This is a genomic window from Aquabacterium sp., assembly GCF_041909175.1.
GTDB lineage: Bacteria > Pseudomonadota > Gammaproteobacteria > Burkholderiales > Burkholderiaceae_C > Aquabacterium.
In genome coordinates this window covers 134,452-158,021 of record NZ_JAYRDZ010000007.1, presented here as the reverse complement: position 1 = coordinate 158,021, position 23,570 = coordinate 134,452, and the positions used below count along the sequence as shown (strand labels likewise).

22 protein-coding genes are annotated in these 23,570 nt (G+C 64.1%); 10 read left to right on the top strand and 12 right to left on the bottom strand.

Features of this window, described 5'->3' with window-relative positions; translation table 11 throughout:
• Positions 1-25: 25 nt before the first annotated feature.
• Genes ACE3PH_RS12165 through ACE3PH_RS12150 form a run of 4 tightly spaced genes read left to right on the top strand, consistent with a single transcriptional unit; the run spans position 26 to position 5,250 of the window.
• Complete coding sequence (locus ACE3PH_RS12165) at positions 26-1,492, top strand: sigma-54-dependent transcriptional regulator (RefSeq protein WP_374319309.1); 1,467 nt, start codon at positions 26-28, stop codon at positions 1,490-1,492.
• The gene (locus ACE3PH_RS12160; RefSeq protein ID WP_374319307.1) at positions 1,489-2,499 is read left to right on the top strand and encodes a HupU protein; all 1,011 of its coding nucleotides are present in this window, start codon (positions 1,489-1,491) and stop codon (positions 2,497-2,499) included. The genes ACE3PH_RS12165 and ACE3PH_RS12160 overlap by 4 nt, the downstream gene beginning before the upstream one ends.
• Positions 2,496-3,917, top strand: coding sequence for a nickel-dependent hydrogenase large subunit (locus ACE3PH_RS12155; protein WP_374319306.1), 1,422 nt, complete (start codon positions 2,496-2,498; stop codon positions 3,915-3,917). Before ACE3PH_RS12160 ends, ACE3PH_RS12155 begins: the two co-directional genes overlap by 4 nt.
• Before the next feature lie 10 nt (positions 3,918-3,927).
• Positions 3,928-5,250, top strand: coding sequence for a sensor histidine kinase (locus ACE3PH_RS12150; RefSeq protein ID WP_374319304.1), 1,323 nt, complete (start codon positions 3,928-3,930; stop codon positions 5,248-5,250).
• A gap of 9 nt (positions 5,251-5,259) precedes the next feature.
• Here the strand turns inward: ACE3PH_RS12150 and ACE3PH_RS12145 are convergent, their stop codons facing one another.
• Both ACE3PH_RS12145 and ACE3PH_RS12140 read right to left on the bottom strand, forming a co-directional pair.
• Positions 5,260-7,626: a methyl-accepting chemotaxis protein gene (locus ACE3PH_RS12145; RefSeq protein WP_374319302.1), complete on the bottom strand. Its 2,367-nt coding sequence runs from the start codon at positions 7,624-7,626 to the stop codon at positions 5,260-5,262.
• A 109-nt stretch (positions 7,627-7,735) separates the two neighbouring features.
• The gene (locus tag ACE3PH_RS12140; RefSeq protein WP_374319300.1) at positions 7,736-8,515 is read right to left on the bottom strand and encodes a 5'-methylthioadenosine/adenosylhomocysteine nucleosidase; all 780 of its coding nucleotides are present in this window, start codon (positions 8,513-8,515) and stop codon (positions 7,736-7,738) included.
• Positions 8,516-8,842: 327 nt separating this feature from the next.
• Between ACE3PH_RS12140 and ACE3PH_RS12135 the strand changes: the two genes are divergently transcribed.
• Genes ACE3PH_RS12135 through purT form a run of 3 tightly spaced genes read left to right on the top strand, consistent with a single transcriptional unit; the run spans position 8,843 to position 12,173 of the window.
• Positions 8,843-9,787: a helix-turn-helix domain-containing protein gene (locus ACE3PH_RS12135; RefSeq protein WP_374319298.1), complete on the top strand. Its 945-nt coding sequence runs from the start codon at positions 8,843-8,845 to the stop codon at positions 9,785-9,787.
• Complete coding sequence (locus ACE3PH_RS12130; RefSeq protein ID WP_374319297.1) at positions 9,768-10,889, top strand: sensor histidine kinase; 1,122 nt, start codon at positions 9,768-9,770, stop codon at positions 10,887-10,889. Before ACE3PH_RS12135 ends, ACE3PH_RS12130 begins: the two co-directional genes overlap by 20 nt.
• Before the next feature lie 36 nt (positions 10,890-10,925).
• Positions 10,926-12,173 carry a formate-dependent phosphoribosylglycinamide formyltransferase gene (gene purT, locus ACE3PH_RS12125; protein WP_374319295.1) on the top strand — a complete coding sequence of 416 codons (1,248 nt, stop codon included), beginning with the start codon at positions 10,926-10,928 and terminating at the stop codon, positions 12,171-12,173.
• Positions 12,174-12,179: 6 nt separating this feature from the next.
• On the opposite strand, the gene ACE3PH_RS12120 is transcribed toward purT, so the two are convergent.
• The gene (locus ACE3PH_RS12120; RefSeq protein ID WP_374319293.1) at positions 12,180-12,962 is read right to left on the bottom strand and encodes a Crp/Fnr family transcriptional regulator; all 783 of its coding nucleotides are present in this window, start codon (positions 12,960-12,962) and stop codon (positions 12,180-12,182) included.
• Positions 12,963-13,084: 122 nt separating this feature from the next.
• On the opposite strand from ACE3PH_RS12120, the gene ACE3PH_RS12115 reads away from it, so the two are divergent.
• Positions 13,085-13,405: a HigA family addiction module antitoxin gene (locus ACE3PH_RS12115; protein ID WP_374319291.1), complete on the top strand. Its 321-nt coding sequence runs from the start codon at positions 13,085-13,087 to the stop codon at positions 13,403-13,405.
• A gap of 63 nt (positions 13,406-13,468) precedes the next feature.
• Here ACE3PH_RS12115 and ACE3PH_RS12110 read toward each other — a convergent pair whose 3' ends face one another.
• The 5 genes from ACE3PH_RS12110 to ACE3PH_RS12090 form a co-directional block, all read right to left on the bottom strand.
• Positions 13,469-14,968, bottom strand: coding sequence for an AMP nucleosidase (locus tag ACE3PH_RS12110; RefSeq protein WP_374319289.1), 1,500 nt, complete (start codon positions 14,966-14,968; stop codon positions 13,469-13,471).
• A gap of 26 nt (positions 14,969-14,994) precedes the next feature.
• The gene (locus ACE3PH_RS12105) at positions 14,995-15,420 is read right to left on the bottom strand and encodes an ExbD/TolR family protein (protein WP_374319287.1); all 426 of its coding nucleotides are present in this window, start codon (positions 15,418-15,420) and stop codon (positions 14,995-14,997) included.
• A 9-nt stretch (positions 15,421-15,429) separates the two neighbouring features.
• The gene (locus tag ACE3PH_RS12100; RefSeq protein ID WP_374319285.1) at positions 15,430-16,095 is read right to left on the bottom strand and encodes a MotA/TolQ/ExbB proton channel family protein; all 666 of its coding nucleotides are present in this window, start codon (positions 16,093-16,095) and stop codon (positions 15,430-15,432) included.
• Between the two features lie 17 nt (positions 16,096-16,112).
• Positions 16,113-16,949 (bottom strand): 4-hydroxy-tetrahydrodipicolinate reductase, encoded by an 837-nt coding sequence (gene dapB, locus ACE3PH_RS12095; protein WP_374319282.1) that lies wholly within the window; start codon positions 16,947-16,949, stop codon positions 16,113-16,115.
• 61 nt (positions 16,950-17,010) lie between these two features.
• On the bottom strand, positions 17,011-17,553 hold the full coding sequence (locus ACE3PH_RS12090; protein WP_374319280.1) for an outer membrane protein assembly factor BamE: 543 nt from the start codon (positions 17,551-17,553) through the stop codon (positions 17,011-17,013).
• Between the two features lie 136 nt (positions 17,554-17,689).
• Between ACE3PH_RS12090 and fur the strand changes: the two genes are divergently transcribed.
• On the top strand, positions 17,690-18,130 hold the full coding sequence (fur, locus tag ACE3PH_RS12085) for a ferric iron uptake transcriptional regulator (protein WP_374319278.1): 441 nt from the start codon (positions 17,690-17,692) through the stop codon (positions 18,128-18,130).
• Between the two features lie 21 nt (positions 18,131-18,151).
• Here fur and hprK read toward each other — a convergent pair whose 3' ends face one another.
• The 4 genes from hprK to ACE3PH_RS12065 all read right to left on the bottom strand — a co-directional run bounded on the left by hprK (position 18,152) and on the right by ACE3PH_RS12065 (position 21,687).
• Positions 18,152-19,126, bottom strand: a complete 975-nt coding sequence (gene hprK, locus ACE3PH_RS12080; protein ID WP_374319276.1) for an HPr(Ser) kinase/phosphatase — start codon at positions 19,124-19,126, stop codon at positions 18,152-18,154.
• 4 nt (positions 19,127-19,130) lie between these two features.
• Positions 19,131-19,601, bottom strand: coding sequence for a PTS sugar transporter subunit IIA (locus ACE3PH_RS12075; protein ID WP_374319274.1), 471 nt, complete (start codon positions 19,599-19,601; stop codon positions 19,131-19,133).
• Positions 19,602-19,895: 294 nt separating this feature from the next.
• The gene (gene hpf / locus ACE3PH_RS12070) at positions 19,896-20,249 is read right to left on the bottom strand and encodes a ribosome hibernation-promoting factor, HPF/YfiA family (RefSeq protein WP_374319272.1); all 354 of its coding nucleotides are present in this window, start codon (positions 20,247-20,249) and stop codon (positions 19,896-19,898) included.
• A gap of 208 nt (positions 20,250-20,457) precedes the next feature.
• Entirely contained in the window at positions 20,458-21,687 is a 1,230-nt protein-coding gene (locus tag ACE3PH_RS12065; protein WP_374319269.1) for an MFS transporter, read from the bottom strand.
• A 99-nt stretch (positions 21,688-21,786) separates the two neighbouring features.
• On the opposite strand from ACE3PH_RS12065, the gene ACE3PH_RS12060 reads away from it, so the two are divergent.
• Positions 21,787-23,568 (top strand): Wzy polymerase domain-containing protein, encoded by a 1,782-nt coding sequence (locus ACE3PH_RS12060; RefSeq protein WP_374319268.1) that lies wholly within the window; start codon positions 21,787-21,789, stop codon positions 23,566-23,568.
• The last annotated feature ends 2 nt before the right edge of the window (positions 23,569-23,570 follow it).

The following is a 23,570-nucleotide window of genomic DNA, read 5'->3' as shown; positions in this document are numbered from 1 at the left end:
CTGCCCGCCCCTACCGAGCTTCCTGATGTCCCAGCCTGCAGAGCGCCGCCTCCCCGCCATCCTTGTTGTCGATGACGAGCCCCGTTCCCTGGAGGCCATCCGGCGCACGGCGGAAGAAGACTTCGAGGTCTTTTGCGCCAGCAGTGCCGCCCAGGCCATCGAGGTCCTCGAACAGGAACAGGCGTCGGCCGGCATCTGCATCGTGCTGACCGACCAGCGCATGCCGGACACCACCGGCGTGCAGTTTCTCAAGACCGTGCGCGAGCGCTGGCCCGATCTGGTGCGCATCATCCTGTCGGGCTACACCGACAGCGACGACATCATCTCCGGGGTGAACGACGCCGGCATCTGGCAATACCTGCTCAAGCCCTGGCAGCCGGAACAGCTGCTGCTGACCCTGCAGCGCGCTGCCGAAGTCTGGCGCCTGCAACAGGACAACCTGCGCCTGGCACTCGATCTGCGCATCGCCGGCCCGACCCTCAAGCGGCAGGTGGAACGCCGTCGCTCTCAGGCCCATCAGCAGTTCGGCCTCGACGCGCTCATCCGCGCCGAAGACAGCCCCATGCAGGCCGTCTGCGATCTGATCAGCAAGGTGGCCCCTTATGACCTCTCGGTGCTGGTGACCGGCGAATCCGGCACGGGCAAGGAAATGGTCGCGCGCGCCATCCACTATGAAAGCGAGCGTGCCGACAAGGCCTTCATCACCCAGAACTGTGGCGCCGTGCCCGACACCCTGCTCGAGTCGGAACTGTTCGGCCACAAGCGGGGGGCCTTCACGGGCGCAGTCGATGACCGCATCGGCCTGTTCCAGCAAGCCGATGGCGGCACGCTCTTTCTCGACGAGATCGGCGAGACCAGCCCCGCCTTCCAGGTCAAGCTGCTGCGCGTACTGCAGGAGGGCGAATTCCGGCCGCTGGGCAGCACCCGCACCGTCACCGTCGATGTGCGGGTCATCGCCGCGACCAACCGCGACCTGGAGGCCGATGTGCGCGATGGCCGTTTCCGCGAAGACCTGTACTACCGCCTGGCCACCATCGCCCTGCGTGTGCCGCCGCTGCGCGAACGCCCCATGGATCTGCCGCTGCTGGCCGACACCTTGCTCCGCCGTTTCCAGCAGGAACTGGGCAAGACCGGCATGAACCTGACACCCGGGTTGCTGGCACGCCTGGTCAGCCACGGCTGGCCGGGCAATGTGCGTGAGCTGCAAAACCAGCTGATCCGGCTGGTGGCCCTGTCGGAAGATGGCGCCTTGCAGGATGGACTCTTCACCCCTCGCCCACAGGGCGCCTTGAGTGCCTCGCCCGAGCAGACGCTGGCCACCCTGACCGGCGGCACGCTGCAGGACCGCGTCGACGCGCTGGAAACAGCCACCCTGCGTGATGCCATGCTGCGACATGCCGGCAACAAATCACGCGTGGCGCGCGAGCTGGGGCTCTCCCGCGTGGGCCTGCGTGCCAAACTCGCCCGGTACGGACTGGGGGATGCGGAATGAAGGTGTTGTGGCTGCAAAGCGGGGGCTGTGGAGGCTGTACCCAGTCCCTGCTGTGTGCCGAACCGCGCTCGCTGTTTGACGAGCTGCGCAGCGCCGGCATCGAATTTGTCTGGCATCCGGCACTGTCGGAAGCCAGTGGACCGGAAGCCCTGGCCATACTGGAAGCCTGCGCCAGTGGCGAGCAGCCATTCGACGTGCTGTGCATCGAGGGCGCCATGATGCGCGGGCCCCATGGCACCGGCAAGTTCCACCTGATGTCGGGCGATGGCCGCCCCTTGACCGAATGGGTGATGCGGCTGGCCACGCATGCGCGCTGGGTATTTGCCATCGGTTCCTGCACCGCTTTCGGCGGGCTGTCGGCGGCCACCCCGGGCAACCCGCTGGAAGCCTGTGGCCTCCAATACGACGAAGCCACCCCGGGCGGTCTGCTGGGCGCTTCCTTTCGCTCGCAAGGTGACCTGCCGGTCGTCAACATCGCAGGCTGCCCCACCCACCCGGGCTGGGTGGTCGACACCCTGCAAAAACTCGCCTTCGAGGGCCTCACGGCCGAGGACCTGGACCCGCTCGGCCGGCCGCGCCTGTACGCCGACCAACTGGTCCACCATGGCTGCCCCCGCAACGAGTTCTATGAATTCAAGGCCAGCGCTGAAAAGCATGCCGACCTGGGCTGTTTGATGGAGAACCTGGGCTGCAAGGGCACCCAGGTCCACGCCGACTGCAACACCCGCCCCTGGAACGGCAACAACTCCTGCATCAAGGGGGGCTTCGCCTGTGTGGGCTGCACCGAACCGGGCTTCGAGACCCCCGGCCACGCCTTCCTGGAAACACCCAAGCTCGCCGGCATCCCGCTGGGCCTGCCCGCCGACATGCCCAAGGCCTGGTTCGTGGCCCTGGCAGCCTTGTCCAAATCAGCCACACCGGCACGGGTGCGTGAAAACGCCGTGGCCGACCACACCGTCATCGTCCCAGCGCTGCACAAGCCCAACGGCAGAAAGAGCAGCCGATGAAGCGCATTCAACTGGGGCCTTTCAACCGGGTCGAAGGCGACCTCGAAGTCCACCTGGATGTCGAAGGCGATCTCGTGGTGGGCGCACGCGTCAACTCACCCATGTTCCGCGGTTTCGAACAGCTGCTCGTGGGCCGGCTGCCCGCCGACGCGCTGGGCATCGTGCCGCGCATCTGCGGCATCTGTTCGGTCGCGCAGTCTGCCGCGGCGGCCGAGGCCTTGGCACAACTGGCCGGGGTCACGCCGCCACCGAATGCCGTGCTGGCCCGACACCTGATCCAGGCGACTGAAAACCTCGCCGATCACCTCAGCCATTTCTACCTCTTCTTCATGCCGGACTTCGCCCGTCCCGCCTATGCCGGTCGGCGCTGGCATGCGGCCGTTGCCGATCGGTTCACGGCAGTCCAGGGCACAGCCACGCGCACCATGCTGCCTGCGCGTGCGCGCTTCTTCCATCTGATCGGCATCCTGGCCGGGCGCTGGCCCCACACGCTGGCCTTGCAGCCCGGTGGCAGCACCAAGGCCGTGACCGCGCAAGAGCGCATACACCTGCAAGCTACCTTGAGGGACTTCATCGACTTCGTCGAAAAGGAACTGCTGGGCTGCAAGCTGGAGACCTTCAGCGCCTTGCCCAGTGAAGGCGCCTTGCGCGCCTGGGCCGAGCAGTCCTATGGCGACCTCGCCACCTTCGTTCGCCTGGCCTATGACCTCGGCCTCGAGCACGTAGGGCGAGCCACCGATCACTTCCTGTCCTTCGGTGCCTACGGCCTGTTTTCTGCCGGGGTGCGCCAAAGCACCGGCCCCGTGTCCCCACTGGACGATGGCCGCATCACCGAAGACATCAGCCACGCCTGGTTGTCCGGACAGCTGGTCCAAGCACCGGCACAGGGCGAAACCCGGGTCCTGGCGGACAAGGAGCAAGGCTACACCTGGTGCAAGGCCCCCCGCTATGACGGTCAGGTGGCCGAAACCGGGGCCCTGGCACGCCAGATGGTGGGCGGCCATCCACTGCTGCTGAGCCTGGTCCAGCGCCACGGCGGCAGCGTGCTGGCGCGGGTGGTGGCCCGCATGATCGAGATGGCCCGCGTGCTGCCGCTCATGCTGGAGTGGGCACGCGCGCTGCAACCAGGCGAGCCCTACTGCATCGAGGCGCCCCTGCCCGAAGAAGGCGAGGCGCGTGGCCTGGTCGAGGCGGCACGTGGCAGCCTGGGCCACTGGATCAGCGTCAAGCGAGGTCGCATCGAGCGCTACCAGATCGTGGCGCCAACGACCTGGAACTTCTCGCCCCGTGACGCACATGGCCAGCCCGGGCCGCTGGAGCAAGCCCTGGTAGGCTTGCCGACCGGTGACGCTGCCCCCTTCATCGTGCATCACGTGGTGCGCTCATTTGACCCTTGCATGGTCTGCACCGTGCACTGAGGAGCGCCTGATGGCAGAACCCTTGCCCCCCATGCCGGAGAAGCTCGAAGAGCAGGCCTGGATCGAAGTCATCCAGAAGATGGATGAGGTCTACAACGACCTGCTTCAGTACGAGGTGGCACTCGAAGAAAAGAACGAGGCCCTGGAAGCCTCGCACCAGTTCATCGAGAGCGTGCTCTCGTCGATGTCGGACATCCTGATCGTCTGCAACCGCAATGCCGAGATCGAAGAGGTCAACGCCGCCTTGTGCCACTTCACCGGCAAGGAAGCTGCACAGTTGCTGCACCAGCCGGTGTATGAGCTGTTTGCCGACGACACCGAGCGCGCCAAGGCCCGTGACCTCGTGACACGCTATGCCCGCGAGGGGCTGCACGACTGCGAACTCTTCCTGCGTGCGGGCGATGGGTCGACCGTGCCGGTGTCGATGAACTGCACCCCCCGTCTGTCGCCCGCCGGCAAGCTCGTGGGCGTGGTGGTCACGGGCCGCCCGGTAGGCGAATTGCGCAAGGCCTACCAGGCCCTGCGCCAGGCCCATGACGACCTCAAGCGCACACAGAGCCAGCTGCTGCACGCCGAGAAGATGGTGTCCCTCGGGCGGCTGGTGGCCGGTGTGGCGCATGAACTCAACAACCCCATCAGCTTCGTGCTGGGCAATGTGCTGTCACTGCAGCGCTACGCCGGGCGGCTTGATGGCTATCTGCAGGCCGTGCACGCCAGCCCGCTGGCTGAAGACCCTGCCTTGAAGGCTCAACGCAAGGAACTGCGTATCGACCGCATCCTGGCCGATCTGCCCAACCTGATCGACGGCATGATCGAAGGCGCCGAGCGCACCCGCGACATCGTCGATGCCCTCAAGCGCTTCTCGGCGGTGGACCGCATGAGTGCCGAGCGCGTGCACCTCAACGAGGTCATCGAACGTTCGGTGCGTTGGGTGGTTCAAAGCGCCCCCATGCGCTTCCAGGTGGACATGGACCTGCCCGCCGACCTCTACTGCCAGGGCTCGTCAGGGCAACTGCAGCAGGTGGTCATGAACCTGATTCAAAACGCCTGTGACGCCACGGCCAGCCAGCCGGATGCCACCCTGCGCATCGTGGGCAACAAGCACGATGCGCAGGTCACCCTGCGCTTCATCGACAACGGCCCAGGCATCGCACCGGCCAACCTCAGCCGGCTGTTCGAGCCCTTCTTCACCACCAAACCCGTCGGGCAGGGCACTGGTCTCGGTCTGTCGATCAGCTACGGCATCGTCGACCGGCACGGTGGCAAGCTCGAAGCAGGCAACGGCCCTGAGGGGGGCGCCGTGTTCACACTCACCCTGCCGCTGGCGGCATGACGCCCGGGCTCACCCCTCGTCTTCGTCGTCCGACGAGGCCATCCGCTGGGTGTTGAGCCCCTTGTAGATGCCGCAACCCAGCACCATGTTCTGGTTGATGGGGCGCACAAACGTGGTCTTTTCCGCCACCTCACCCGTCATCGGGTTGGTGATGCGGTACTCCACCCAGCCACCGCCGTGCTGGGCAACTTCAAAGGCGTCGTGAACCAGCTTTGGCCCGTCCACGCCGGGCATCTCGTCAAACGAGCGCCCCACCCGCTTCGGGTCGGCGCCAAACGCCCGGAACACCCCCTGCCGGTCGATCGCAAACACATAGAGATCGCGGTCGATGTAGCTGCCCTGCGGATCCTGAAACAGGCGCACGGCCGCATCGAAGCCATGCTGACGAATGTCCTGCAGGCCGCGCTCCACCAAGGTCTTGGCCTCGTCCGCACTGCCCTGGCGCAGCCGCATGGCCGAGACCGCCGACGTGAGGTGGCGCGCACGCTCCATCAGGGCCTTGGCGGCACGGGCCGAGTCCTCCACCATCAGACCATTGCTCTGCGTGATCTGGTCCAGGCTCTGGATAGCGGTGGATATCTGGCTGAGGCCTTCGCTCTGCTCCACCGTCGAGGCCGAGATCGCATTCACATTGGCCGCCACCTCGCGGATGCCCGCGACCACTTTATCGAGCGTTTCGCTCACCTCGCGAATCTGCGCGGCACCTGACTCCACCTGCTCTCGGCTTTGTCCTATCAGGCTCTTGATCTCGGCTGCCGACTGGGCACTGCGTTGGGCCAGGGTGCGCACCTCCGCCGCCACCACGGCAAAGCCACGCCCCGACTCGCCGGCACGCGCGGCTTCCACTGCCGCATTGAGCGCGAGGATATTGGTCTGGAAGGCGATCGCATCGATCACGCCGACGATCTCGCCTACCTTGCGCGAGCTGTCTTCAATCGCCGTCATCGTGGACACGGCCCCTTGCATGGCGCCGCTGCCTGACTCGGCCACATCGCGCACCCGCGTCGCCAGGCCATCTGCCGCACGGGCGTTGTCGGCGTTGTGCTGCACAGTGCTCGACAACTGCTCGACACTGGCGGCCGTTTGCTCCAGGCTGGCGGCCTGCTGCTCGGTGCGGCTTGACAACTCCTCGTTGCCACGCGTGAGCGACTCGCCCTCCATCGCCACCATCGCAGCCGTGCTGCGGATTTCCGCCACCATGCCGGAGAGGCTGGCATTCATGCGTTCCAGATCGGCGCCGATCAAGGCCACCTCATCGCGCCCCCTGACCGCCGCATGCTGAGACAGGTCGCCATCGGCACTGGCCGACACCGCCTTGTGCACCGCGCCCATGGCGCCCATGAAGCTGCGGTAGAACGAAATCACCGCATACAACAGCCCCAGCACACCGACGGCCGACAGGCACATCGAAAACAGAAACTCCCGCTGGAGCGCACCTTCACGCGCCTTCAGCAAGCCGGTCAAGCGGGCCAGGGCATCGTGGTGAAAGGCCTGCACCTCACCGATCACCTGGGTGCCCTGTGCAAAGTAGGCCGCAGCCTCACCCACCGGAGCCTCCCCGCCAAACGCCGCACGCACCGCCTCGACAAACGTTTCACTCGATTTCAGGGCACCGTCCGCACTCAAGGGAGCCGTTTCACCGGATCGCTGCAAGGCACCCAGCCGCCACCGTACCGCCTTGAGGGTGTTGTTCAAAGCCTCGGCTCGGCCAATCAGGGCGCTGCGCTCGGCCGAGTTCATCTCGTGTGCAGCCAGCACCCCCGCCCCCTGCCCTCGCAAAAGCCCCACGGTCTCAGACCACAAGGGCACACGCTCCACCGTCAGATCCATCAGGAAATAAGTCGAGGCCTCGGGGTCCAGCAACAGGCCCGACTTTTCAGCCGCCAGCTGAATCAGCTCCATGAGGGCATTGACCTGCTCTGTGTGAAACCGGAAGGCTTCTTTCTTGTCGTTGGGCAACTGCTGACCTGTGATGCGCAGCAGCTCGCTGCCCCGCGCCTGCCAGTCCGACTTCAGACCTAATTCAGGGCCATGCGCCAGCACCGTCTCAACCTGCGCAAGGGCCTCGGCCAGCTTTTGCCGGGTTTCGTCCCGCCCGGCCTGCGCAGCGCTGTTGCCCGACAGCACCATGTTGTTCTGCCCTCGGTGCTTCTGGGTCAGCACGACCACGTCGTCCAGCGCCCGAACAATATCGGCACCCTGTATTTCGTTTTGCACCACTGTCAGGTCAGCGCGGTGGCGTGCAATGGTCTCCACAATCAAGACCAGCAAGGGCACGATCAGCAACGCCATCAAACCCACGAGCTTGGCGCGCAAGCGGAGGCTGCGCATGACCAGCACACCCGGAAAGAAAAAAGATTGCAACGCGCGCTTCATGGCGACCGCCCCTCGGTTATCGACATACGAACCTGGGCACTATGACTTGCTGCGCCTGCGGAGGAAAGCTCGAAAACGCGGGGGTTTCATCCCTTGAAGGCGTGTCCGTTCACCATCGATCCAGCACGATGGCCTGAGCCAGAGCCAGGGAATAGCGACTCGCCACGTCCTGCACAAAGCGCCCAAAATCCACATGGGCGGCGTCATCGGCTCGGTCCGAGATCGTGCGCACCACCGCAAAGGGCACGCCGAAGTCACCACACACCTGAGCGACTGCGGCACCCTCCATCTCGACTGCCAGCGCCCCGGGCAAGGCTGCACGCAAGGCCTCGCTGGCCGCAGTGGTGGACACGAACACATCGCCACTGACGATCAACCCCCGGTGCACGCGCGGTGCCGCCAGCCCGAGCGCAGACAAATGCACCTCAGCCAACGCTCCGCCACTCGACAAGGCCTGCGGGCTCAAGACCCGCTCCGCACAGGCCACGATCGACTGACACCAGGTTTCGTCTGCCGCCAAGGCAGTCTGCCCGGTTCCAGGCAATTCAAAACGGGGAAACAGCGGGCTGGCATCCATGTCGTGCTGAATCAACTGGTCGGCCACCACCACATCGCCCACCCGAACGTCGTCACCCAGACCACCTGCGACACCGGTGAACAGCACCCGATCGACAGCAAACTCGCACAACAACACCGTGGTGGTGATGGCTGCCGCCACCTTGCCAATGCGCGACAGCACTGCGACCACTTCCTGACCACACCAGTGCCCCAGCCAGAAGATGCGCCCTGCACGCTCGACAGGCCGGCGGTCCGGCATCGCATTCAACAAGGCTTCAAGCTCTTCGGGCATGGCCGCCACGATGGCAAGGCGACGGGACACTTCTGACATGGCAACTCCAGCAACAACCCCGAGATCATCGCCGAAGCCCGCGGTGTCGACCAAAAGAAAAGCCGCCCCGAGAGGCGGCTTGGCAAGCCCGAAGGCATGCAGCCCAGCATAGGTGGTGACCACCAAGGCTTTGCTGGCTGACCTGGTGAGAGATCAGCACTTTGTTGGAAAAGGGTCCCTGAGCTGTGCCCGGAAGATGAATTTTGCGCGTGACGCGGATTTTGAGGCGCAAATCTGCGTCACGCAATCATTTATGAACGATATTTGTTACGAGCTGCATCAAACAGCGTGGATACCCTGAGGCGGCACGTGATAATTTCCACACATATGGACGCCCTGCACACCCCACCCGACACCGACGACATGGCATCGACCGATGACGCCCTGTCGGGCATGGCTGCCACTCGCCTGGCGGAGTTGATGGCCCGTCACGGCGTACCGGCGCGGCAACACGCCAATGTGCTGTCGCAAATCACGGGCATGTCCATCAGTCAGGCTCGCCGCAAGCTGAAAGGCGCCAGCTGGTCCTTCGGCGAAGTGTGGCAACTCACCCGCTACTACGGTGAATCACTGGACGCCGTGTTTGCCGATATGGGATCGACCAGCACCAGCACCAGCGCACTGCCGCCCCCACAGCCTTCCACCTTGTCTGCCCGGTTTGTGCACCTGGCACAGCTGCTGCCCTGCGACATCCGTCTGGGTGCCCAATTGCCCGCCCACGCGCCTGCCGATCAACTCGCCGCCGCCCACGATGCGCACGGTTGGTGGGTTGCCAGTACGGGCGAGTTGCGCGACCGGGGCATGGCCTTTCCCCATTACGCCGTCGACCAACTGGTGATCAGCCAGGAGCGGCCCGATCACCTGGCCCGCCTCGCCATCGTGGATGACGATCGGCTCGCGGCTGAAGCCCTGCAGGAGTGGTTTGTCGAAGCCGGCTACCAGGCCCAGGCCTTCACCAGCGCCAGCGGCCTGCTGGACACCCCGCTGACACACTACGATGCCTTCATCGTCGACTTCATCCTCGGGCACCAACGCACCGCGCATGCCTTGATCGAGCAGATCCGCCGCACCTGCCCGGTCGCGCCCATCGTCGTGCTCACCGGGCAGTTGCGTGACGGCCAGGCCACCGAAGCCGACCTGACCACGCTCTTGCGCACACGTGGCGCCACCTTCTTCGAAAAGCCAGTCCGCCCTGCCGTGCTGGCAGCGGCCATCCAGAGCCACCTCGACCGCCTGGCTCAGACCGACGCTGATGAAACGCCTGACCGCTGACCAGCGGCGCGCCAGGCTCATGGCCAAGGTGGCCTTGCTGCCGGCCGCCCTCTTCATGCAGGGCGCCCTGTTTTTCACCTTGCAGCAACCGAGCGTGCATGGCCTTTACAACGTCGCCGCCGTCATGCAGTTCATGCCACTGCTCTACGTCGGCGCCTACATCACCCTGCGTGGCCTGGCCGCCACCTGGCTGTGCTGGATCCACTACACCGCCTTGATGATCCAGTTCGTGTGGTCCTGGCATCTCAGCGGCCAATTGCCCGACGAGCAAGCCGGCATCCAGGCGCTGATTCAACAAGCCCTGCTCACCACGGCGGTCTCCCACCCGCTCTATATCCTGGCCTTGCCTTATATCGTGCGGCTGCGGCGCTCTCTGGACCAGGCCCGACAGGACAGCTACCGCAGCAAGGCCCGCTTTCTCGCCATGGTCTCGCATGAGATCCGCACCCCTTTGCAGTCCATGCTGGGCTCCATCGATCTGCTCGCCATGCGCCTGGCTGCCCCGGCCGACCAGCGCGTCGTAGCGCGTCTGCGTGGCGCCGCTGACCAGTTGCAGACCCACTTGCGCGACGTCACCGAATACACCCGGCTGGAGGACCCCTCTCTGCACCTGGCAAACGAACCGATCGATCTACCTGCCCTGTTGAGCGAGCTGATCGACGAGTGGCGCGCATCGGCCCAAGGCAAGGGGCTCCAGCTCCGGCTGGTGCTGCATGATGCAGAACGCCCCTTGCTGGCCCTGTCCCATGGTGACCCGATGCGGGTCAGACAGGTGCTGGGGAACTTGCTGAGCAATGCCATCAAGTACACCCCTCATGGCGAGGTGGTCCTGAAGGCCCACACCAGCACCACCGAGCCCGGCATGGTCTGCCTGGTCGTCGAAGACACCGGGGTCGGCATGCCCGAAGCGCACCTGAGCGACATCTTTCAGCCCTATGTGCGGCTGGAGCACGCCCGGTCGACCAACACCGAAGGCACGGGGCTGGGTCTGGCCGTGGTGCAGCGCCTGGTTGACCGCATGGACGGCCACCTCGGCGTGCAGAGTACCCCGGGAGCAGGCAGCCGCTTCGAGGTTTGCCTGCCCATGCTTCACAATGTCTGAATCCGCCCGATCCGGGCAAGCCACCTCACTGCTGTCATGAAGTCCGCCTCGCCCACTCAAGCCCAGACCTGCACCCTTGGCACCCCCCTGTCACCCGCAGCCACACGCGTGATGCTGCTCGGCTCAGGCGAGCTGGGCAAGGAAGTGCTGATCGCCTTGCAGCGACTGGGTGTCGAAACCACGGCTGTTGACCGTTATGCAGGGGCGCCTGGTCAGCAGGTTGCCCACCACAGCCGCACCATCACCATGAGCGACCCGGCGGCCTTGCGCCACCTGGTCGAGACAGACCGCCCCCATCTGGTGGTGCCTGAAATCGAAGCGATCGCCACGGACGAACTCGTCAAGATGGAAGCCGAAGGGCTGGTTCGCGTGATCCCGACTGCACGGGCTGCACGCCTGACCATGGACCGCGAAGGCATCCGCCGCCTGGCGGCCGAAACACTGGGTTTGCCCACCAGCCCTTACCGTTTCTGTGACTCGCTGGACGAGCTGCGTGCAGCCATCCTCGGCGAGGGCCATCAGCCCGGCATCGGTTTTCCCTGCGTGGTCAAACCCGTGATGAGCTCCTCCGGCAAAGGCCAGAGCAAGCTCGATGGCGAAGACGACATCGCCACCGCCTGGGATTACGCCATGGCCGGTGGACGTGTGAGCCATGGGCGCGTGATCGTCGAAGGCTTCATCGACTTCGACTACGAAATCACCCAGCTGACCGTGCGGGCCGTCGGTGCCGATGGCCAGATCGAGACCCACTTCTGCGACCCCATCGGCCACATCCAGGTCAGCGGCGATTACGTCGAGAGCTGGCAGCCGCACCCCATGCACCCGGCCGCCCTGCAAAAGGCCCGTGACATCGCCAAGGCCATCACCGACGACCTCGGTGGACAAGGCCTGTTCGGCGTCGAACTGTTCGTGAAGGGCGAACAGGTATGGTTCAGCGAAGTCAGCCCCCGCCCGCACGACACCGGCCTGGTCACCCTGACCACCCAGGTGCAAAGCGAATTCGAGTTGCACGCACGCGCCATCCTCGGGCTGCCCGTGAACACCGCCTTGCGTTCTCCTGGCGCTTCTGCCGTCATTTACGGTGGTGTCGATGCCCAGGCCCTGGCCTTTGACGGCGTGGCCGACGCGCTGCGCGTCCCCCAGACCGACCTGCGGCTGTTCGGCAAACCGGAAAGTTTCGTCAAGCGCCGCATGGGCGTGGCCCTCGCTTACGACGCCGATGTCGAAGTGGCCCGCCAGCGCGCCAAGGAAGCCGCGGGCAAAGTCCACCCACGCCAGGTCTGAGGTAGCTCAGACAACCGGATCGGGTGGCACGCCGACATCCGGCAGGTGCACCCGCCCCCACAGGGGCGATTCGACTGGCCCGGCCCGCATCATGAGGCCGGCCATGTCGGTGATCTCGATCTCGGCATAACGCACAGCGATCAGCTGGTCATTGGCCAGCGATTTCAGCGCCTTGTTCACTGTCTGACGAGACACCCCCAGCATGCGCGCCAGATACTCCTGCGGCAAACGCAGGTGGCGGCGGGCCTTGGGCGAAGCCGAGTGCCCATAGCTGGTGGCCGAGTACAACAAGCGCCTCGCCAATTGCTGTTCGATCGGCAAGGTGGCGTTGTCCTCCATCGCCATCAGCATCATCCGCACTTTGGTACACGCCAGTCGGGCCATGTCGCGCCAGTATTGCGGGTGTTCATTGAGCCAGGGCTCCAGCAACACCTTGGGCACGGCCAACACGGTGCTGTCGGTATCGGCCACGGCATCCTGGCTGCGCGGCAGGCTGTCGATCAGGGCGATCTCGCCAAACCATTGATATGGCTCCAGATAAGCCGTGATCTGCTGCGCCCCCTCATGCGGACTCACCGACCCCACCCGCAAGGCCCCGGCCACGACACAGCACAGGCCATCGTGGTCACCGCCACGGGCGAACAGGGTTTCTCCGGCATCCAGATGCCAGAGGCGAGACAGGTTGATGAGCCCTTCCTGCAAGGGAACAGGGCAACTGGCAAACCAGAGGTGCGACCTCAGCGCCGGCAACAAGGACAGCGGAGTCGCTTCGGTACGTCGAGCAGTCAAGATTTGTTAACCCTAGGCGGGTTAGATGGTTCACGTGTAAACTGTAATGACCTTGACAGTTTCAATGTCACATTCGGTCTAGGATGCCACAAGTATCCATGAAAACCCTAATAAGTAGCACGATGAATACCACTGAAGCAGTACACCCGGGTGCCATTCTCCGCAACAAGTTCATGGCGCCTCAGGGCTTGTCCGCTAGCGGCTTGGCGATTCGCCTCCATGTGCCCGCTCCTCGTGTCAATGACATCGTTCGCGAACGCCGCGGCATCAGCCCCGACTCCGCGCTGCGACTGGCTCGCTTCTTCGGCACCACGGCTCAGTACTGGATGGACCTCCAGACGGCCTACGACCTGAAGGTCGCTGCCGAACTGGCTGGTGAGCAGATCCGCCGCGAAGTGATCCCTGTCGCGGAAATGATGAACCAGCAAGCCCACGTGGCCTGATCGGTTCCAGAAACAGCAAGAGCGGCTCCAGGCCGCTCTTCTTCTTTGGCGCACCAGTCCAGCTTACTGGAACGCCACCTCTGCAAAACTGCGCAGCTTGCGGCTGTGCAACTGCCCCAGCCCGTTCTGGCGCAGACGCTCGATCGCCCGCAAGCCAATGCGCAGATGCTGGTCTACCCGCTCTCGGTAGAACTGGTTGGCCATGCCCGGCAGCTTGAGCTCGCCGTGCAGCGGCTTGTCGCTCACACACAGCAAAGTGCCATAGGGCACCCGGAAGCGGAAGCCATTGGCGGCGATCGTCGCGCTTTCCATGTCGAGGGCCACCGCCCGGCTCTGGCTGAAGCGACGTTCCGGCTCACGGTGCGGCAACAACTCCCAATTGCGGTTGTCGGTCGACGCCACTGTGCCTGTGCGCATGATGCGCTTGAGTTCGTAACCGTTGAGCTGGGTGACATCCTCCACGGCCCCTTCCAGCGCCAGCTGGATTTCCGCCAGCGGCGGAATCGGCACCCACAGCGGCAGGTCTTCATCGAGCACATGGTCCTCACGCACATAGCCGTGTGCGAGCACATAGTCGCCCAACTGCTGTGAATTGCGCAGGCCCGCGCAGTGCCCCAGCATGATCCATGCATGCGGACGCAGCACGGCGATGTGGTCGGTTGCCGTCTTGGCGTTGGCCGGGCCCACCCCGATGTTCACCATCGTCACACCGCTGCGGTCGCGGCGAATCAGGTGGTAGGCCGGCATCTGCGGCAAACGGGGGGGCACCGCCCCCAACTCATCCCCCGCTTCGGCAGGCGCACCCACGCGCCGGGTCACCACGTTGCCGGGCTCCACAAACGCGATGCAGTCGTCGTCATCACGCGGGTTGGCCGGGTCAACGGGTCGCGCCATCAGCTCCTGCCCCATGCGCACGAACTCGTCGATGTAGAACTGGTAGTTCGTGAACAGCACGAAGTTCTGGAAATGCTCAGGCGATGTACCGGTGTAATGGCGCAGACGGTGCAGGGAATAGTCGACACGCGGCGCCGTGAACAGCGCCAGGGGCCGCGCTGCACCGCCACGGCTTTCATAGGTGCCATTGGCGATGCCATCGTCCATGGAGGCGAGGTCGGGCAGGTCGAACATGTCGCGCAGCAGCAGGCGCCGCTCCGCCGGCATATTGCCCTCCAGATGCGCATGCTCGGCCAGCGAGAAATGCACGGGAATCGGCTCGCTGCTCAGGCCGACTTCCAGTGACACCCCGTGGTTCTTCAGCAGCAGCTCGAACTGCTCGCGGTAGTAATCGGCATAGAGGTCCGGACGGGTCAGCGTCGTCTCATAGATGCCGGGGCCCGCCACGAAACCGAATGACAGACGCGAATCGGCGTGGGCCACCGTGTCGGTGTGGATGCGCACAAAGGGGTATTTGGCGCGCACATGGTGTTTGACGTCCTCACCTGCCACGAAGCGCTTCAAGGCTTCGCGCAAGTACTGGATCTGGGAGTCGTAAAGGTGCTGCACATACGACAGTGCAGCCTGGGCATCATCAAAATGCCGGGTCGCAAACTTGGGGGCGGCCATACCACTCCTGATCGATCAACACAGGCTTATTGTGCGCCGGGAGCAGGCAGGGTCACGAAGGCAATGCGATTCAAGCCGGCTTTTTGCAACACCCCGATCAGCTCGGCCACACGCCCGTAGGCGACAGCCTGATCGGCCTGAAGTTGCACTTCGGTATCCGGCCGCTGCTTGCCAATGACGCCAACCTGGGCTTTCAGGTCACCAGCCGACAGCAGCTTGTCGTTCAGATAGACATCGCCCTTGGCAGTCAATGCGATGGTGAGGCTGTCCGGCGGGGCCTCGGTGGCCACCGCATCCGCCTTGGGCAGGTTGAGCTTGAGGTCGGACGTCATCAGCGGCGCCGTCAGCATGAAGATGATGACGAGCACCAGCATGACGTCGATCAGCGGCGTCATGTTGATGTCGCTCATGGGCTTGGCGCCCTGACGTCGCTCCAGTCGGCCGAATGCCATGATCGCGCCTCAGTCGCCGCGACCCGATGCGGGACGGCCCAGCACCAGCTCACGCAGGTCATGCGCCAGACCTTCCAGATCGGCTTCGCAGGCCGACACGTACTTGCCCAGCACGTTGTAGGCGAGCACAGCGGGGATGGCCACAGCCAGCCCTGTCGCGGTCATGATGAGCGACTCACCCACCGGACCGGCCACCTTGTCGATGCCGACCGAGCCTTCGGTGCTGATGGCGATCATGGCGTGGTAGATGCCCCAGACCGTGCCAAACAGCCCCACAAAGGGCGACACAGCCCCGACAGAGGCCAGCAGCACCTGGCCTGCCTGCAGACGCGTCAGCACGGCATGCAGGGCATCGCGCAGGCGACGGGTCAGCTGAGCCTCGGGGTCGCCGGCATCCTCCAGGGTGCCCGGCGCAGGCGCGCCTTGCGCCGCATCGATCAAGGGCACCATCACGCCCTCGCGGTCCACGCCCTCGACGGCCTGACGGGCGGCACCCAGATCGCGAGCCTGCCACAACAGGCCGACGCCTTGCGCCATGTCGCGCCGCACCCGGGCCAGCACCCAACCCTTCCAGAGGATGATCACCCATGCCGCGATCGACATGAGCAGCAGCATGGCGGCCACGCCACGGCTGACCAGGTCACCCTGTTCCCATACGTGCAACAGCCCGTTCATGGCCGCACTCCTGTTGTTTACTTCAGCGCCAGGACGTCATCCATCCCGAACAGACCGTGTGGCTGGTTGGCCAGGAAACGCACGGCCCGCAGGCTGCCCTGCGCATAGGTCGAGCGAGAGGAAGACTTGTGCGTGATCTCGATGCGCTCGCCGATACCGGCAAACAGCACCGTGTGGTCACCCACGATATCGCCGCCACGCACGGTGGCAAAACCGATGGTGCTCGGATCACGCTCGCCGGTCACACCCTCCCGACCATAAACCGCGCAGGACTTCAGATCACGTCCCACCGCCTCGGCCACCACTTCGCCCATCTTCAGGGCCGTACCGCTCGGCGCATCGACCTTGTGGCGGTGGTGGGCTTCAATGATCTCGATGTCATAGCCTTCCTTGAGTGCCTTGGCCGCCTGGGCCAGCAACTTCATGACCACGTTGACACCCACGCTCATGTTCGGCGCCATCACGATGGCCACATCGCGCGCGGCATCCCGCACCTCGGCGAGTTGCTCGGGCGTGAAGCCCGTGGTGCCGATGACCGCCTTCACACCCAGCTCGCGGCAGACCTTCAGGTGGGCCAGCGTGCCTTCGGGGCGGGTGAAATCGATCAGGAAATCGGCGCCCTTGAGGCCTTCTTGCAGATCGGCGGTGATGAGCACACCAGAGCGCTGACCCGAGAAGGCCGTGGCATCCATGCCGATGGCAGGACTGGACGGCACATCCAGCGCACCGGCGAGCACCGCGTCATCGGCAGCCTGAACGGCCTCGATCAGCATGCGGCCCATGCGGCCGGAGGCTCCGGCAATGGCGATCTTGTAGCTTGGCTGGGAGGCCGGGGAAGAGGATTCCGAACTCATGGAGAAATGGTGTCTTGTTCAGTAAAGGAAGGGAGTGCATGAAGGGCTCAGCCCTGCACCATCACTCCAGTGTCGGGTAGGTACGCACCGCGCCCACAGGCACCTTGCGGGTGTCATCCACCTTGGGTGGAACCGGCAAGGCGGCGATCTGGGCATCGCTCAGATCCTGAGGCGGCTTCTTCGCCTCGCCCGGCTTGTCGATCGAGGCCACGAATTCATGCTCGGAAGGCAGGGCGTCGGCTTCAAAATGGTCGACCACATCATTCTTGAAGTAGACGGTCACCTTGCGCTTTTGGGGCTCCACCCCCTGGCGACGGATGGTGAAGACGTAATCCCAGCGATCCTGGTGGAACACATCGGCCAGCAGCGGCGCACCCAGGATGTCACGCACCTGAACACGACCCAGGCCAGGCTGGATCTGCGCCATCACCTCCTGGGTCACCACATTGCCCTGCACCACGTCGGTCTTGTAGGGTTTGATCACGCCGAACAGGGTTTCAGGCGACCAGGATGAATTGCGCCAGGAACTGCAACCAGGCAGTGTCAGCAGCAACGCAGGAACAGCCACCAGGGCCAGGGAACGGCGGGTCACAGAAAGCAGCATGAGGTCTACGCCTTAAAAATCAGCACAAAAAAACGCCGGGCATAAAACCCTGACGCGTCAGATTGACGGCCAAGTCGATATCATCTCGGATTCTAGCGGCGGCCGACACCCGCTGCCTGCATTTCACGGAGCAACCATGAACAACGCCGACGAACTCAAGAGCAGCGGACTCAAAGCCACGCTGCCGCGCATCAAGATCCTGGAAGTGTTCCAGCGTTCGAGCGATCGCCACCTGACTGCGGAAGATGTGTTCAAGGTGCTCCTCAACGAAGGCTCCGACATTGGCCTCGCCACGGTCTACCGTGTGCTGATGCAGTTCGAGCAGGCCGGCATCCTGTCGCGCAACCACTTCGAAGCCGGCAAGGCCGTGTTTGAACTCAACGAGGGCAAGCACCACGACCACCTGGTGTGTGTGGACTGCGGCCACGTGGAAGAGTTCTACGACCCTGAAATCGAACGTCGCCAGCAGCAGATCGCCCAGGAACGCGGCTACACCCTGCAAGACCATGCGCTGTCCCTGTATGTGAACTGCCAGAAGCCCAATTGCCCGGGCAAGTCACAACAGAATCCACGCTGATCACGACATCGTCAGGGCTGCTCAGCCCTGGCCGCCCCGCTCCATCGCGCGCTGGTGGCGGCTGATGAATTCCTTGTAGGTGTCGATCCCGCGCAGTTGCAGCACGGTGTTGCGCACGGCAGCCTCGACCAGCACAGCCAAGTTGCGCCCGGCATCCACGGCGATCACCACCTTGCGAATCGACACGCCCAGGATCTCTTCGTAGAGCGGCTCATACGGTAGACGCTCGAACTCCCGCTCCATCGTTTCCTTGCGAACCAGGTGCACGATGAGCTTGAGTCGCATCTTGCGACGCACAGCGGTCTCACCAAAAATGGCCTTGATGTCGAGCAGGCCAATGCCCCGCACTTCCAGCAGGTTCTGCAGCAGATCAGGGCAGCGCCCTTCGATCGCGGTACGCGTGACGCGGTAAAGGTCGACCGCGTCATCGGCCACCAGGCCATGCCCGCGGGAAATCAACTCCAGCCCCAGTTCGCTCTTGCCCAGGCCAGATTCCCCGGTCAGCAGCACGCCCAGCCCCAGGATGTCCATGAAGACACCATGGCGCGTGATGCGCTCGGCAAAGTGCTGCGTCAGGTAGGACCGCAGCACGTCGATGACGTGGCCGGCCGGCTCCTGGGTCACAAACAAAGGAATGCCAGCCCGACCGCACAGGGCAATCAGCCGGTCGGATGGCGCTTGCGCATCGGCGACCACCACCACGGGTGGTTCCAGCGTCACGATGCGCTGGATGCGGCGCTCCTGATCTTCAGGATTGGAGCCCGCAAAATACTCGGACTCGCGCTTGCCCACGATCTGCACCCGGTAGGGGTGGATGTAGTTCAGGTAGCCCACCAGGTCGGCCGCCGACTGGGCGGTCTTGACCGCCTTTTCGTCAAAACGGCGCTCGGGATGGGCATGCCCCGCGATCCACTCCCAGCGCAAAGCGCCCCGATTGGCCTCGAAGAGCACCTCCGCGCTGATGACAGCGAGATCCTTGACGCGGACTGCGGTCACGTGATCAGGCAACAGACTTGAGGGGCTGCCAGCGTTCGATCAGCTCGTGCACCTTGGCCGCATCAGGCTCGGTCTTGAGCTTGTCCCGCAATTCGCGGTCCGACAGCAACTCGGCAATCTCGGACAGGATTTCCAGGTGGCGCTGCGTGGCTGCTTCTGGCACCAGCAGGAAAATCAGCAGGCTGACCGGCTCGTCGTCGGGTGCATCGAAGGGGATGGGGTCCTTCAGGCGGATCACGGCAGCCAGCGGGTTCTTCAAACCCTTGATGCGACCATGGGGAATGGCCACACCATGGCCGAGCCCCGTCGACCCGAGCCGCTCGCGGGCAAACAGATTGTCCGTGACGGTAGCACGGGCAATCGCATGCTGATTTTCAAACAGCAAACCCGCGTATTCAAAAACACGCTTCTTGCTGCTTGTGTCCACGTCGACCAGTACCTGGCTGGGCGGGAGGATGGCGGAGAGTCGATTCATCTTGTTACAAGCGGGGGCGACGGCAAACCTTGTCCCCCACCCTCTGGACGGATGAGGCGCGAATTATAAGTATGAACCGGGTTACTGCAAGTAGGCGACAAAACAGGACCCGTTAAGTCATTCTGCACTGTCTGCTGCAGCGCAGCAAGTCATCTGTTGGTCGATTTCAGTGTAGATCCCACACTCTCGTCTTTTCCCATGAAAAACGGCCCCTAAGGGCCGTTAACTTGGTGCCTCACTGCACGGGCGACCCGTCATCAGGTCGCACCAAGCTTGGTGCTGCTGTTGGTGACATCACGAAGCGGCCTCCCAGGCCACATCGTCCTGACGCTTGTGCGTCGTGTGCTGGTGATCTTGCGAACGGTCCTTGTGGCGGACCACCTGGCGATCAAGCTTGTCCATCAGCTGATCGATCGCTGCGTACAGGTCTTCATGTGAGGTTTCCACGAAGATGTCCTTGCCCTTCACGTGGAGATTCACTTCGGCCTTCTGACGGCGCTCCTTTTCCTTTTGCTTTTCGACACTGAGCAGGACGGCAACGTCCACCACCTGATCGAAATGACGGGTCACACGCTCCAGCTTGGTCAGCACGTATTCGCGCAGAGCAGGAGTAACTTCAAGATGGTGGCCACTGATCGTCAGATTCATACTGCCTCCTTTCGAGAGCAGAAGAGGTTGCAACAGGTCCGGTTGCCAGACCCGGCGAACTGCCTGAATTCGTCAACCGGAAGGTCAGTTTGCGCCCGGTTCCGGCTCATGACAAGTGCGTGAAATAAGGGTTTGCACTTGGTTGCAACAGCTTCACATGGATTCGCGTCAAACCTTGAGCAGACGCAATATTTGCACGTCGCCCAGCTCAAGTTGCGGCAGCTTCTGCCGACTTGTGCAGCGCCAGCTTGCCCACCCACCAGACCATGACCACGGTGCTGACAAGGGCAAGCCAGCCACACGCCCCATACCCCACAACCCGACCATCTGGTGCGCGGCTGATGAGCACGCCGCCCAGCCAGGACGCCAGGCCCATGGCGGCCGATTGCAAGGCCCCATTGACACTCATGAACGCACCGCGCACCGAAGCCTCGGGGGCCGCCGTCAGGATGGCCATGCCTGGCACCATGCGCCCCGAGACGAACACGAAGAAAGCGGTCGTCACCAGCACCACCACCGCCACCGGTACCTGTGGCAGATGCGTCAGGGCCATCATCGGCACGACCGCAGCGAGGCTGACGCCCCGAAACACACCAACCTTGCCATACCGGTCAGCCAGACGCCCCCACAGCCTCGCTGTGAAGAAGGTCGCCACCCCGCCAGCCAGGTACATGAGAGGCACCTGATCACTGCGCAGGCCCGTGTTGGTGGTGGTGTAAATGGTGATGTAGGGAATGATGGTGAAGCTGCCCGACACCAGCAGGGCGGACAAGCCAAACGCCCGCCAGTGGTTGCGGTCACCCACCACCTTGAGCAACGGCCCTCCCCCTGACGATGCCCCCGCGCCATGCAGGTGGGCAGACAAGGGTGGCACCACCTTCCAGGCCACCAGCCAAACCGGCAACGCCACCAGGGCAATCAGCATGAAAGGCCAGTGCCAGCCCCAGTGGCTGGCCACGAACAGCGAAGCCGGCACGCCTGCCACGGTAGACAGAGAAAAGGCCGACATCACCACACCCATGGCGCGACCACGCCGCTCATAGGGAATGGCATCACCCACCATGGTCGTGACCAAAGCCCCCAGCACGCCGCCGAACGTCCCGGCGGCAACCCGCGCGGCCATCAAGGCGCCATAGCTGCTGGCGAGACCACAGGCCAGCGTGGCCAGCGCGAAACCGGCGTACAGAAACAGGAGCGCACGCTTGCGTTCGAAGCGATCGATGAGGGTAGAGGCGACCAGGCCCGACACACCGGCTGCCAGAGAATAGGCCGAGACCAGCAGCCCGAAGCGGGCATCCGAGATGCCGAACAGGCGCGTCAGGGCTGGCCCCAGCGGCATCATCACCATGAAGTCAACAATGTGGGTGAACTGAACGGAAGCCAGCACCCACAACAAAAAAGTCTCGCCACGGCGAGACAGGGACAGATCAGCAGACATGCCGCCAGTCTGCCCGCAAGTTCAACTCACCGCAGGCATGGGGTCTTAAGTGCCCGGAATCCCGCGACAATACCGCCATACCTATTTCGCTGTCCCGCTGTGAAAGCACGCTTCGACATCTGGCTCCCCCTGGCATTGCTGGCCATCGTGGCCCCCACGCTCATTGCCGCACATGATCCCCCGTCGGTGACCTTCTACAACCAGGCGCTGGCCGTCTTCGGTTGGGGCTTGTGGCTGGCGGCCCTGCTGGGGCAAGGCCTGCCCAAGGTGGGTCATGGCCTGCCTCGGGCTGGCTTGCTCGCGGTGGGGGCTGCACTGTCGATCAATGCCGCCATGGCGCTGATCTCGCCCGCACTCCATGACCTGCCGCTGGGGCTGGGCATGATGGGGGGCGGGCTGTCGCTGGCCGCGTTGCTGGCACTCACCGTGGGCTGGAAAACCGGCTTGCGCCAGGACGCTGACGAGATCTTCGACACCTTCTGCATGGCGCTGGGCGCTGCCGGGCTGATTGGCCTGGTGATCGCCGGCATCCAGGTTTTTCACCCTGCCTGGGCTGATGGCACCTGGATCGCCGGCCCCACGATGCCGGGGCGCGCGGTGGGCAACCTGCGCCAGCCGAACCACTTCAGTACCCTGCTGGTCTGGTCGGTCTGCGCCACAGCCTGGCTGGGCGCGCGACGCCGCTGGCCGCTGTGGCTCGCCTTGTCGGCCATCACCCTGATGATCGGCGGCATCGTGCTGACGGCCTCGCGCACGGGCATGCTGGGCATGCTGCTGCTCGCCCTGTGGGGCTGGCGTGACCGTGACCTGCCGCGCCCCCTGCGCGCCCTGTTGATGGCCGCCCCGCTCGTCTATGGTGTGTTCTGGGGCGGCATGTACCTGCTGAGCCATGTCGACCAGCAGGTCGCATTCGCCTCTGAAGCCCGCCTGCATGACAAAAGCGATATTTCCAGCTCGCGCTTCAAGATCTGGGCCAATGTGCTGGAACTGATTCGCCAGAACCCCTGGTTTGGCGTGGGCTACGGTGAGTTCAACCTGGCATGGACCCTCACGCCCTTCCCAACCCGGCCGGTGGCCTTCTTCGACCACACCCACAACATCATCCTGCAGTGGGCGGTCGAACTCGGCCTGCCCCTGGCCTTGTTGATGACGCTGGCATGTGGCCTTGGCACCTGGGCCCTGATTCGGCCGCGTCAACTCGACGACACCCCGCCCCCGGGAGACGGCTTCCATGGCTCGCCGGCAGGGGCCACCTCGGTCATGGTGCTGATCGTGGGCCTGCACAGCCTGCTCGAATACCCCCTGTGGTACAGCTATTTCCTGCTGCCCGCAGCCTTTGCCTGGGGTGCCGGGCTGGCAGCACGCGCGCGTCAGCAAGGTGAAGTCAGCCAGGCCAGCGAACCAAGCCAGCTGGGCCGTCGCCTGCTGGTGCTGAGCCTGACGACCTGCCTGTGTGCCGCATGGTGCACCTGGGACTATCTGGCTGCCGCCAACATCTATGCACCCCGTGAAGGTGCTGGCCCGCTCGACCAGCGCATCCTGTTCGGGCAACGCATGCCGTGGTTTGGCTACCAGGCCGACTACGCTGCCGCCACCACGCAAGACGACGACGAGCCCTCTTTGCCGCCGCGCGCGTTCCGCCGCACCCTGCACAACCTGCTGGATGCCCGCCTGATGAAGGCCTACGCACGCTCGCTGGCCGAGCACGGTGAAGTCGACAAGGCCCGCTACGTGGTCGAACGCCTCAAGGAGTTTCACAACCCCATCGGCGATGAGTTCATGGACGAGTGCAACGAGCCCCTGGACAACGACGAGGAGCCGCCCTTCCAGTGCAGCCCACCCGCCAAGACCTACACATGGCGGGAATTGCTGCCGCAGTAACG